The 12,203-nt window shown below is 72.4% G+C and carries 9 protein-coding genes; 5 read left to right on the top strand and 4 right to left on the bottom strand.

Going from position 1 to position 12,203, the window contains the following annotated elements; all coding sequences use genetic code 11:
* Window positions 1-125: 125 nt before the first annotated feature.
* On the bottom strand, window positions 126-1,619 hold the full coding sequence (gene glpK, locus I5071_RS19245; protein WP_236606937.1) for a glycerol kinase GlpK: 1,494 nt from the start codon (window positions 1,617-1,619) through the stop codon (window positions 126-128).
* 78 nt (window positions 1,620-1,697) lie between these two features.
* The gene (locus I5071_RS19240) at window positions 1,698-3,149 is read right to left on the bottom strand and encodes a trypsin-like serine peptidase (protein ID WP_236606936.1); all 1,452 of its coding nucleotides are present in this window, start codon (window positions 3,147-3,149) and stop codon (window positions 1,698-1,700) included.
* An 86-nt stretch (window positions 3,150-3,235) separates the two neighbouring features.
* On the opposite strand from I5071_RS19240, the gene I5071_RS19235 reads away from it, so the two are divergent.
* From I5071_RS19235 to I5071_RS19220, 4 genes are read left to right on the top strand one after another with little or no spacing between them, the layout of a single operon-like run.
* Window positions 3,236-3,607 (top strand): hypothetical protein, encoded by a 372-nt coding sequence (locus I5071_RS19235; protein ID WP_236606935.1) that lies wholly within the window; start codon window positions 3,236-3,238, stop codon window positions 3,605-3,607.
* A gap of 31 nt (window positions 3,608-3,638) precedes the next feature.
* Window positions 3,639-4,538: an ABC transporter ATP-binding protein gene (locus I5071_RS19230; RefSeq protein WP_236606934.1), complete on the top strand. Its 900-nt coding sequence runs from the start codon at window positions 3,639-3,641 to the stop codon at window positions 4,536-4,538.
* The gene (locus I5071_RS19225) at window positions 4,535-6,427 is read left to right on the top strand and encodes a hypothetical protein (RefSeq protein ID WP_236606933.1); all 1,893 of its coding nucleotides are present in this window, start codon (window positions 4,535-4,537) and stop codon (window positions 6,425-6,427) included. The genes I5071_RS19230 and I5071_RS19225 overlap by 4 nt, the downstream gene beginning before the upstream one ends.
* Window positions 6,424-8,313, top strand: a complete 1,890-nt coding sequence (locus I5071_RS19220) for an ABC transporter permease subunit (RefSeq protein WP_236606932.1) — start codon at window positions 6,424-6,426, stop codon at window positions 8,311-8,313. The genes I5071_RS19225 and I5071_RS19220 overlap by 4 nt, the downstream gene beginning before the upstream one ends.
* Window positions 8,314-8,521: 208 nt before the next feature.
* On the opposite strand, the gene I5071_RS19215 is transcribed toward I5071_RS19220, so the two are convergent.
* Together I5071_RS19215 and I5071_RS19210 are read right to left on the bottom strand one after the other, a co-directional pair.
* Entirely contained in the window at window positions 8,522-10,156 is a 1,635-nt protein-coding gene (locus I5071_RS19215) for an N-acyl-D-amino-acid deacylase family protein (protein ID WP_236606931.1), read from the bottom strand.
* 72 nt (window positions 10,157-10,228) lie between these two features.
* Window positions 10,229-11,047, bottom strand: a complete 819-nt coding sequence (locus tag I5071_RS19210; protein ID WP_236606930.1) for a penicillin-insensitive murein endopeptidase — start codon at window positions 11,045-11,047, stop codon at window positions 10,229-10,231.
* Window positions 11,048-11,108: 61 nt separating this feature from the next.
* Between I5071_RS19210 and I5071_RS19205 the strand changes: the two genes are divergently transcribed.
* A complete protein-coding gene (locus I5071_RS19205) occupies window positions 11,109-12,203 on the top strand; it encodes a hypothetical protein (protein WP_236606929.1) in 1,095 nt (364 codons plus the stop codon).

Raw genomic sequence — 12,203 nt, 5'->3', positions numbered from 1 at the left:
CGATCCGCATCGTACCCCGAACGAGGCCGCCGGGTGAGTGGCGTCCGGCCCCTCGTTCAATTGTTCGTCCCCGCCGAGGGCTCGGACAACCCCATCGGCGAGGCGGTTCCTCGTGCGATCGGCGCTCATACGAGCTTCCCGCGCGCGCGTCGGACGCCGTCGTTCCAGCGCGCGAGGTGCTCGCGCCGCTCGCCCTCGCGCATCCCCGGCTCGATGCGCCGCGCGGTGCGATGCGCGCGCTCGATCGCCTGGAGATCGGGGAACACGCCGACCGCGAGGCCGGCGAGGTAGGCCGCGCCGAGCGCGGTGGTCTCGGTGTTCGCGGGGCGCTCGATCGCGACGTCGAGCACGTCCGCCTGGAACTGCATGAGCAGCTCGTTCTGCGACGCACCGCCGTCGACGCGCAGGCGCGCGATGCGACGGCCCATGTCGGCCTCCATCGCGCGGCCGAGCTCGGCGACCTGGAACGCGATGCCCTCGAGCGTGGCGCGCGCGATGTGCGCGGCGCTCGATCCGCGGGTGAGCCCGAAGAGCGTGCCGCGCGCCTCGGGGTCCCAGTGCGGCGCACCGAGGCCCGAGAGCGCGGGCACGAACACGACGCCGCCGCTGGTCTGGACCTTCGCGGCGAGGCCCTCGATGTCGCTGCTGCTCTTGATGATGCCGAGCTGATCGCGCAGCCACTGCACCGCGGCGCCTGCGACGAACGCCGAGCCCTCGAGCGCGTAGCGGACCTGATCGCCGAGCTTCCACGCGACCGTGGTGACGAGGCCGTTCTGCGACTCGGGCGCGCGCTCGCCGGTGTTCACGAGGAGGAACGCGCCGGTGCCGTAGGTGCACTTCGCGTCGCCGATCTCGAAGCACGTCTGGCCGAACAACGCGGCCTGCTGATCGCCGGCGATGCCCGCGATCGGGATGCCGTCGGGGAGCACGCGCAGGCCCTTGGTGCGCGCGTAGACCTCGCTCGAGCTCTTCACCGCGGGCAGCACCGCGCGCGGCACGTGGAGGTGACGACAGAGCTCGTCGTCCCACGCGAGGCGGTGGATGTCGAAGAGCAGGGTGCGCGACGCGTTCGTCACGTCGGTCACGTGCGCGGTGCCGCCGCTGAGGCGCCACACGAGGAACGAGTCGACGGTGCCGAACGCGAGCTCGCCGTCCTCGGCGCGCTTGCGCACGTCGTCGACGTTGTCGAGCAGCCACTCGAGCTTCGTGCCGCTGAAGTAGGGATCGAGGACGAGGCCGGTCTTCTTGCGGTAGAGCGAGAGCAGGCCCTCGGCCTCGAGGCCGCGACAGCGCGCGGCGGTGCGACGGTCCTGCCAGACGATCGCGCGGTGCACGTGCGCGCCCGTCTTGCGATCCCACAGCATCGTGGTCTCGCGCTGGTTCGTGATGCCGATGCCCGCGCACTGCTTCGGGTCGACGCCCGCCTCGCGATACGCGCCCTCGATGGCGTGCTCGACCGAGGCCCAGATCTCCTCCGCGTCGTGCTCGACCTCGCCCGGCGTGGGGAAGTGCTGCGGGAACTCGCGCGTGGCACGACCGAGGATGCGAGCCTCGGTGTCCAGCACCAGGACGGTGCTGCCGGTCGTGCCCTGATCGATCGCGAGCAGATGGCGCGTCATGTCGATCCCCCTCCGGCGCCGCGAGCCGGGCCGGACGTGCTCCATACCACAGGTCGCAAGAGGTGAAGGTCCGGGCGATCAGGAACGGCGCGCGCGGATCGCCAGCGCGACGAGCGCGAGCATCACGAAGAGCATCGGCGAGGGCGCGCGGCGCGGCGCGACGCGGCAACCGCAGCCTTCGTCACCGGCGGGCACGACCGTGGGGCCGGCATCGCGCACCGTCGTCCCGGCGTCGACCGCGAGGGACGCATCGGGCTCGGGGCGCACGCCGGCATCGCGCGTCGTGGCACCTGCGTCGGGCGCGGCGGTGCACACACCCTCGACGCACGTCTCGCCGCGCTCGCAGTTGACGACGCGAAGGCGCGCATCGTCGCAGTCGGGATCGGGCGCGCCGCACGCGCAGTCGCAGTCGTCGTACGCGGCGTACCAGCGCACTTCGCAGGTCCACTCGTCGGGCACGATCGGGCCGCAGTCGCCCGCGCACGTCGCGCTCTCGCCGCGATCGCACACGTCGTCGCCGCAGCGCGGGGCCTCGCAGTCGGCGGCGCAGGTCTCGCTCGTCTCGGTGCCGCTGCAGGTGCCGTCGCCGCAGGTCGCGGGGCGGCCGCAGAGGCGCGCGCTCGGCCACCCGCTCGCGCAGAGATCGTCGATCGCGTTCTGCGCGTAGCCGATGTACTCGCCGTGCCCGGTGCAGTCGCCGCCGGGGCACGCCTCGTCGACCACGTTGACGACGTTGCAGTCGCCGCGGCGCGCGTAGTCGTCCTCGCCGCCCGAGAGCACGCCGACGAGCTGGCCCTCGGCGTCGAACACACCGGAGCCCGAGTTACCGCCGAACGCGTCGACGCTCGCGTAGAAGCGATCGAGCTCGGCGGCGCGCGGATCGTTCACGTGCCCGCTCGCATCGATCTTCATCGGGATCACGTCGGGGTATCCGATCAGCACGAGCGGCTCGCCCTGGGTGACCGCGCCGCGCCGCAGCGTCGCGGGGGTGCGGCCCACCACCGGGCGATCGAGCTGGATGATCGAGTGATCGCGCCAGGGCGAGTCCTGGTAGCGGTGCGCGACCAGGCGACGACAGCCGTAGACGTCGTCCTCGCCGATCGTCTCGAGCACGCCGTCGCTCGCATACGCGTAGTCGAAGACGAAGCGCAGCGCGCGGCACTCCTCCTCGGTCTCCACGCAGTGGCCCGCGGTGAGATAGAGGTCGTCGTCGATCAGCGTGCCCGAGCACGACGCGGCGGTGGGCTGATCGAGGAAGCGCTGATCGTCGCAGAGGTCCTCGTCGCTCTGGAGGCGGCGCCCCGACGGCGTGATCGCGCTCGGGTCGCGGCGATCGAGGCTCGCGGGATCGAAGATCGCGGCCGAGCTGCCGAGCGCGAGCGCGCGCAGCGTCGCGTCCACCTCGTAGGCCTCGCGCCGACCGTCCTCGCCGTACACGACCGGCTCGCTGGTGACCGATGGGCTGGGCCCCGGCGCGCAGGCGACGAGCGTGGTGAGCGCGAGTCCGAGAGCGGTGCGGCGGGCGAGCATGACCGGACGGCGTAGCACGAGCGGAGACTCCGTATCGCTGGTCCCCCGACCTCGGATAGTCTGGAGGCGCGAGAGGGGGACACTGCATGTTCGAGTTCGACTCCGGCGCCGTTCGAGATGCAGCGAAGGCCTACGAGAGCGTCCAGCTCCAGCCGGTGCAAGAAGCGCTGGTGAAGGATCTCGGGAACCTCGTCGGCACGAAGATCGGGCTGGATCCGTTCCCGTGTCGCGGCTTCTGGCTGATGGCGGTGCGCGCGTGGCAGGTCGAGCACTCGACGACCGCGGACAGCATCGGCTCGATGCCGCCCGACAAGCGTGCCGCGGCGGCGCGCGAGATCGCGAAGCACTTCCGCAACATCGTCGTCAAGCAGCTGCGTGATCCGCGCGAGCAGTCGCGGCTCGATCGCGTGCTCGACGACGCGTTCGCGCACTACCTCGCCCGCTACAACAAGAGGTGACGCCGGCCACGCGTGTTAGAACGCGTGGCGCGTGGATCCCGACGTCATCGAGGTGCGCGGGCTGACGAAGCGCTACGGCGCGATCGAGGCGCTGCGCGGGTTGGATCTCACCGTGCGGCCCGGGGACGTGTACGGGTTCCTCGGGCGCAACGGCGCGGGGAAGTCGACGACCATCCGCATCCTCATGGGCATCACGCGGCCGAGCGGGGGCTCGGTGCGGATGTTCGGCGAGGCGGGCGGACGCGACCTCGTGTCGTGGCGACAGCGCATCGGGTACGTCGCGCAGGAGCAGTCGTTCTACGGCTGGATGACGCCGGTCTCGATCGCGCGCTTCGTGCGCTCGTTCTTCCCGCGGTGGGACGACGCGGAGTACACGCGCCTCTTGCGCGTGCTCGACGTGCCGAGCGCGCAGCGCATCCGCACGTTCTCGGGCGGCACGAAGGTGAAGCTCGCGCTCGCGCTGGCGCTCGCGCATCGCCCGCCGCTCCTGCTCCTCGACGAGCCGACCGCGGGGCTCGATCCCGTCGCGCGCCGCGAGTTCCTCGAGATCGTGCGGCACGAGGCGGAGCACAGCGGGCGCACCACGTTCTTCTCGAGCCATCTCGTCGACGAGATCGAGCTCGTCGCGAACCGGGTCGGCGTCGTCGACGGGGGAAGGACGCGCTACGAGGGCAGCATCGACGAGCTGGTGCAGCGCGTGCGAGTGGTGCGCGCGAGCGAGCTCGCGGATCCCGCGCCGCTGCACGCGGCGATCACGGAGCTGCAGCTCGCGGTGCGACACGAGGAGGTGCGCGAGGGCGAGCGCCGCATCGTCGTGGAGAGCGACGATCCGGGGCGCTTCGACGCGCTCGCACCGATGATCCCCGACGCGGTGATCGAGCTGCTCCCGCTGGAAGAAGTGTTCATCGCGATGGTGCGGCGCAGCGCATGAAGCGCATCGCCGCGCTGGCGCTGAAGGACGTCGCGGAGCACGCGGTCGCGCTCGCGATGCTCGTGCTCTTCATGGGCATCGCGTGGGCGCTGCTCTCGCTGATCATCCTCGCGCAGCCCGCGACCGTGACGTACCTCGAGGTGCACGCCTGGCTGATGCGGTTCTTCCTGCCGGTCCTGGGCCTCGCGCTCGGCAATCGGCTGGTCGTCGCGGAGTACCACGGGCGCACCCAGCGCTTCCTCGAGGCGCTGCCGCTCGGGCGCACCGACGTGATCGTCGTGAAGCTCGTGCTCGGCGTGCTGGTGATCGAAGCGCTCGCGCTGGGCTCGCTCGGCGCGACGCTGGTGCTCGCGGTCACGCGCGAGCCGATCGACGCGCTCTTCGTCGGCATCCTCGCGGCGCGCACCGCGACCTACGCGCTCTTCGGGATGTGCTGGTTCACCGCGATGGGCCTGCTCGGGCGGCTGCGCGTGCCGCTCTACCTCGCGATCGGGATCGGGCTCGCGCTGGTCGCGGACGCGACCGAGCTCGAGGTGTCGCGCTTCGGGCCGATCGCGCTGGTCGCCGAGGACTTCGTGCTCGAGCGCACGCGCTGGCCGGTCGAGCCGCTGCTCGTGACGCTCGCGCTCGCGGTGGGCTGGGCGCTGCTCGCGATCGGGCTCGCGACGGTGCGCGAGGGGTCGGTCGCCGAGACGCTCGCGAAGCGGATGAGCATGCGCGAGGGCGTGACCCTCGCGATCGTCGTGATCGCGATCCTGATCGCGTGGGTGGAGCTCTCGCCGCCGAACCAGCGTCCGCCCTACGAGTGGCCCGAGGGCGGCGTCCTGCGCGCGAGCGATGCGCCGATCGAGATCATGTACGGCACCGAGGACGCGCTGCCCGATGCCGAGGCGCTGATGGCCCGCTTCACGAGGGAGCTACCGCCGCTGCGCGACGCGATGGGCTGGGACGCGCTGCCGAAGGTGCGCGTCGCGCTCTCCGAGCGGCTCGACGGGACGACGTTCGAGCGCGTGACGCTCGGCGAGGACGACGGGATCCTCGTGCGCGCGAACTATCGTCGCGGCCCGGAGTGGGACGAGGACGCGCTGCTGTCGGAGATCGTCGGGCTCGTGATCGACGATGCGACCGGCGGGCGCGCGCTGTGGGAGCCGATCGAGTGGCCGCGCGACGGGATCGCGGCGTGGTGGCCGCATCGCGACGACGCCGAGCTGCCGCAGACGATCGTGCAGCGCGCGCTGTGGGCGACCCGCGAGCGCGGGCCCGACGCGTCGCGGCTGCGCGCGTGGGATCGCACGATCCAGCGCGAAGGCGAGCGCGTCGCGGGCGCGCTCGCCGCGGTGGGGATCGACGTGCTCGAGGAGCAGCGCGGGCGCGACGCGGTCTTCGCGCTGGGGCGCGCGCTGTACGGGCAGGAGCCGCCCGACGACTTCCGCGCGGTGGTGCACGGCTGGTTGCACCCGCTGTCGCGCACGCTGCGCGAGGTGGCGGGCATCGAAGAGCGCGCGCTGATCGAGGCGTGGTACGCGCGGCTCGCGTCGCTGCGCGCGAGCCACCGCGACGCGTGGGTGCCGCGCGTCGAGGCGCGCATCGACGTGGAGATCATCGACGGCCTCCCCACGATCGTCGCGCGGGCGACGCTCGATCGTCCGCCGCCGCCCGGCACGACGGTCTCGCTGGCGCACTTCGACGACGGGCCCTTCGACGACTTCGTCTGGCCATGGGAGCCGCAGCGCGAGGAGCGCGCGTGGCCCGACGGCGAGCGCTCGATCGAGATGCGCCTGCCGGGCCGCTACGGGCCGGGCTCGCGGGTGTGGGTCGCGCTCGACCTCGAGGGCACGCCGCTCGGCGCGCCCGCGCGTCTCGCCGAAGCGCGCGTGGAGGTGCCGTGATCGCGCTCTTGCGCAAGGAGCTGCGCGCGCTGGCCCCGCACGCGCTGCTGTGTTTCTTCGCGATCAGCGGCGACGTGATCTCGCGCCCGCTCACCGAGCAGCTCGACGTCGCGACCTGGTCGTCGATCGCGAGCATCGATCCGGGGGAGGGCGGCGAGCTCGCGTTCATGCTCGCGCTCGTCGCGTTCGCCGTCGCGTACGCCGCGTTCCCGCGCGAGCACGACGACGGGACGATCGACTTCCTGCGCTCGCTGCCGGTGACGCGGCGCGCGATCTTCGGCGCGAAGATGCTCGCGGGCGCGGGCGTGCTGGTGTTCTTCACCGCGCTCGGCCAGGTGACGAACTGGCTGCTCCAGCTGCCGAACCCTCAGAGCTTCATCGGCGATCAGTTCCGGCTCGACGTCGCGGTCGGGGCGGGCGCGCTGCAGGCGACCTTCGTGCTCGTGCTCTACGCGCACGGCGTGCTCGCGTCGACGATGCGCCGCTTCGGGTTGCTGCCGTACGCGCTGGTGATGTTCGTGATCCTCGCGGCGGAGGAGATCGAGCCCTCGCTCGCGTGGCTGAACCCCGCGTCGATCTGTCGGCTCGCGTACCGCGGGCAGGTGCTGCTGGTGCCGTGGGGCGACATCGCGGTGCACGTGCCGATCGCGATCGCGGCGCTGGGGATCTCGTACGCGGTGTGGATGGGTCCCTTCGAGCAGCTGCGCGACGCGCTGGCACCGAAGCGCGACGCGCGAGGGGCGGCGATCGCGTTCGGGTGCGGCACCGCGCTGGTCGTGTTCGCGGGGCTCGCGGTGATGACGTTCCTCGCGGTGCGCTCCGTCGAGGAGGACGGGATGCCGAGCGACGAGCCCGAGGGCATCGCGTGGCAGACCGCGGAGGCGCGCACCGAGCACTACGCGTTCGTGTACCCGACGAACTTGCGGGCGCGCGCGTTGCGCCTGGTGGGGAGCGCCGACGAGATCGCGGAATCGGTGGCGCGCGTGGTCGGAGCGCGCGAGGTGCCGTTCATCACGGTCGATCTCGCGGAGACGAGCGCGCACCACGAGGGCATCGCGGCGGGGACGCGCATCCGGATGGGCCTCGTGGGGCAGGACGACGAGGTGCGGCTGCGCCACGTGCTCGCGCACGAGAGCACGCACGTGCTGCAGGGGCGCGAGTCCGATCGACGGTTGATGACGCAGCGCGGGACGCGCGCGTTCGTCGAGGGCTCGGCGGAGTGGGTCGCGTACCAGGTGGTGCCGAACGAGGCGGCGCTGACGGAGTCGCGCATCGTCGCGGCGGCGGGATGGACGCGGCATCGGCTACAGCTCGAGGACGTGCTCGACGACGAGTCGCTGCGGCAGCGCTTCGACACGTCGCTCGCGTACTCGCTGGGCGAGGTGCTCACCGAGGGCATCGCGCGGGCGTGCGGCGAGCGCGCGGTGGGCGACGTGATGCGCGCGATCGGGCGCAGCGATGCGCCGCAGGATCTCGAGCCGCTCGCGCTGTGGCAGGACGCGCTGCAGTCGATCGGGTGCAGCGAGGTCGCGGCGCGCGGGGCGATGGAGCGCGTGATCGACGAGGTGGCGCGCGATCACGCGGACGCGATCGAGGCGCTGCCGCGCGCGGGCGCGGCGGTGACGGCGCGCGACGACGAGGCGACGACGGTGGTCGCGACGCTCGATCGCGATGCGCCCGAGGGCGCGACCTGGGCGCTGCGGGTGCGGCGCGATCGGATGGTGAGCGACACCGAGATCCGATCGGTGCGTGGGGTGATCGAGGGGGCGCGACGGGTGGTGTTCTACGTGCCTCGGGGGTGGAGCTGGCCGCGGTTCGATCTTCAGGTGTGCATGGTGCCGGCCGGGGGGAACTGGTCTTGGTGCGAGGGGTGGACGTCTGGATAGGTCTCGGTGAGAGGCGCCGGATACCGCGGTTCTGCCGTCTCGCTTGGTTGGGCTGAGGCGGCGAGCGTCCGGTCCGCGCTTCGCCGCGGCCCGGACGCTCGCGGTTCGGGCTCTGCTGCGCAGTCGCCCTGATTGGCAGAAGCAGAGGCGACTGCACGCGCGTCAGCGCGGCGACGGTGGTGAGCGTGGAGTCGACGGCACGCGCGTGTCAGCCCGCCGCGCGGTGCAGCACGCGCCCGCCGCGCGCTCCGGTGTGCTTCCCGTCCTTCACCGTGTGCACGCCGTTCACGAACACGTGCACGATGCCTTCGGGGTGGTTCTTCGGGCTCGCGTACGTCGCGCGGTCCTTCACTCTCGCCGCGTCGAGCACCACCACGTCCGCCTTCGCGCCCGCTCGCAGCACACCGCGATCGCGCAGCCCGAGCTTCTTCGCGACCATGCCCGTCATCTTGTGGATCGCGGTCTCGATCCCGAAGAGACGTCGCTCGCGCACGTAGTGCTCGATCACGCGCGCATAGGTGCCGAACGCGCGCGGGTGCGGCTTGCCCTCGCGCTGCGGGAAGCCATCGGTGCCGATCATCGTCGCGTCGTGCGCCATCACGCGCTGCACGTCGTCCTCGCTCATCACGTGCGCGATCGCCGCGATCGCGAGCTCTTCCTCGACCAGCAGATCGAGCAGCATGTCGTAGAGCTTCTGCTTTCGCGCCTTCGCGATCTCGCGCAGCGTCATGCCCTCGTACTGCTGCTGGTTCTTCAGCGAGCTCACCACCACGAGGCGGCTCAGCTCGAAGAGCACGAAGGGCAGGATCAAGCGCTTGGGCACGATGCGATCGAGCACGCCCGGCAGCTGTGCGAGCTTCATCATGCGCTCCTTGCTGCCCTCCACGATCTGCTTGCGCACCTCGGGATCGCGCAGCCGCTCGAGCAGTCGATCCTGCGAGCCCTCGAACGCCCAGAGCGGCAGGAACATCGCGCTCAGCACCGTCGATCCCGCGGTGTACGGGTAGACGTCGCTGTGCACGTCGAGGCCCTCGGCGCGCGCGCGATCGACCATCGCGAGCGTCGTCTCGACCTTGCCCCAGTTCCAGCGACCGGCCGCCTTGTGATGCGAGATCTGCACGGGGATCTTCGCCTCGCGTCCGATGCGCAGCGTCTCCTCGACCGACTGCACGAGGCGCGATCCCTCGTCGCGCATGTGCGACGCGTAGATGCCGCCGTGCGCCGCGCTCACCTTCGCGAGCTCGACGATCTCCTCGGTGTCGGCGAACGCGCCCGGCGCGTAGACGAGCCCGGTCGAGAGCCCGAACGCGCCCTGCCGCATGTTCGTGTCGACGCTGTCGCGCATGCGCGCGATCTCGTCGGGACGCGCGGCGCGCTCCGCGAGCCCCATCGCCTCGCAGCGCACGTTGCCGTGGGGCACGAGGGGCACGACGTTGACGCTCACGCCGCGTTCCTCGAGCCGCGCGCGGTACGACGCGATGTCGCGGAAGCATCCGCCTCCCGGCTCGCCGAAGAGCATCGGCGAGAGGAGCGCGTAGAAGCGCTCGACCGTCTCGTTCGAGGGGAAGAGCCCGAGGCCGCAGTTGCCGACGACCTCGCTCGTCACGCCCTGCATCACCTTCGCGCGCGCCTCGGGGTCGCCGGGCAACGTGAAGTCGGAGTGCGAGTGCACGTCGATGAAGCCGGGCGCGACGACGAGCCCGCGCGCGTCGATCACCTCGTCGGGCGCGAGCGTGGTCGCGCCGATCTCGGCGATGTGATCGTCTTCGAGCAGGACGTCGCCCGCGTCGGCCTCGGCGCCGGTGCCGTCGATGATCGTCGCATCGCGAAGGAGCACGCGCATGCGCGCGAGCCTAGTGGATCCGTGGGGCGGCGGCGATTTCCGAGGATGCGCGCTCGCGCCTCGAGCCGACGATCAGTCGGCGGCGTCCTCGGCGCTCGCGCTCTCGCTGCGCGGCGGCGTGCCCGGGTACCACGCGTGGAAGGGCTCGCGATCCTCGCAGGTCGGTCGATCCGCGGGCGGGCAGTAGATGCGCACGTGGAAGTGATTGCGGTGCGGGTGCCCGTGCGAGGGCTGCACGAGGAGCTGCTCGGCGCGCGCGACGATCGACGCGGGGGCGCGGCGGCGGCGCGCGGTCGCGAGCAGGCGCCGGCGCAGCGTGTCGGCGACGAAGACGTACTGCACGCGCGCGTCGGGATCGGCGACCAGGCGCGCGACGAGCTCCCAGTTGCGCGCGTCGTCGAAGCGCAGCGCGTCGTTGGGCGGCATCCCGTTGCCGTGGCGATCGAACGCCGCGAAGCCCCACGGGTCGTAGGGACGACCGTCGCGATCGATCATGTAGAACGCGATGTCGACGTCGCGCCCGTTCTGGTGCGAGCGATGGCCGCTGACGCGACCTCCCTGTCGCGCCGAGAGCTCGCCCACCGAGAGGCGCGCGCCGGGCAGCCGCTGCGACACGCGCGCGGCGGATCGCTCGATCAGCTGCACGAGCTCGTCGGTGCCGTAGAAGCGCCCGCCCTCGCGGTACTCACCGGCGTAGCGCACGTGCTCGGACTCGCGCAGCAGCACGCCGTTGCGCAGGCGCCCGCGGAACGGAAGCCCGACCGACGTGGAGGGCGTCGCGCGACGCGCGCGTCGCGGGCGCGGATCGTCGTGATCGCCGGGCGTGGCGCGCGCGACCGTCGCGAGGAGCGCGATCGCGATCGCGAGGAGCACGGCGGCGCTGCGACGCATCGCGATCGGCAGTACTTCGCGCGAGCGCGACGACGCAAGAAAACGGACTACGCTCGGCGTCGTGCGTGCCCATCACCTCGCGCTCGCCGCGCTGCTCGTCGGATGCGGCGGCGCGTCCTCGACCACGGCCCCGACGACCGCGCCCGAAGCGCCCGCGCCGCGCGAGGAGCGACCGAGCACGATCCCGACGTCGCCTCGCACGCTCGCGCGCGACGCGACGTTCGCGGATCTGATCGCGGCTGCGCGCACCCTCGACGATCGTCGCGACCAGGAGTCCGACGCGGCGTGCCTCATCGCCGTGACGCCGAGCGGCTTCGAGCTGCGCGCCGATCTCGCGGTCGCGGTGCGCCCGCTCGCCGAGCCCGAGGCCGATCTCGATCAACGACTCGCGAACGATCCCGGGCCCGTCCGCGTGCTCACGCGCTACGGGAGCTACGGCACCGGCGCCGCGCAGATGGGTCTCGTCGCGACGAGCACCACGCTGCCGCCGACGCGCGGCACCGCGCTCGCGCTCTTCCTCACGCCCGAGGGCGTCTACACGCGGCGCAGCGATCAGGCGGGCGGCGAGCGCGATCCGTCGCGCGTGGCGTGGGTGATCGAGCACACCGAGTGGAGCGCGTTCGATCTCGTCGTCGTGACCGCGGAGGCGCGCGTGCCGATCACCACGCTGGTCTCGCTGCTCGAGGCACTGCCGGCGTCGCTCGCGGGGCGGATCACGCTCGCGGTGCCGCTCGCGGCGGGCACCCGCCTGCCCGATGCGCCGCCGGCGATCGACGGCACCGCGGAGCGCGGACAGCTCTGCCCCGACGGACTGCCGGCGCTCACGGAGGACGCGCCGCTCGGCGATCTGCCGGCGTCGTCGATCCGCGCGGCGCTCGCGCCGCTGCAGTCGAGCGCGGAGCTCTGTGTCGGCACGAGCACGGGGCCGGGCGCCGCGGGCGGTCGCGTCTCGCTCGCGGTGCGCATCGCCCCGGACGGCCGGGTGAGCGACGCGTGCGTGATGGAGGACTCGACCGGCGACGCGGCGCTGCGGGCATGTCTGTCGCGGGCGGCGCTCGAGCTGGGGTTCGATGCGCCGGGCGGATATCTCGACTTCGCGCTGCCGCTGGTCCTCGAGCCGGGGCGCGCCCAGCGACAGGTCCCCGTGTGCCGCTGA

The sequence above is a fragment of the Sandaracinus amylolyticus genome, from assembly GCF_021631985.1.
Taxonomy (GTDB): domain Bacteria; phylum Myxococcota_A; class Polyangia; order Polyangiales; family Sandaracinaceae; genus Sandaracinus; species Sandaracinus amylolyticus_A.
The sequence above is the reverse complement of the archived record's forward strand: the minus strand, read 5'-3'. Positions and strand labels throughout refer to the sequence as shown.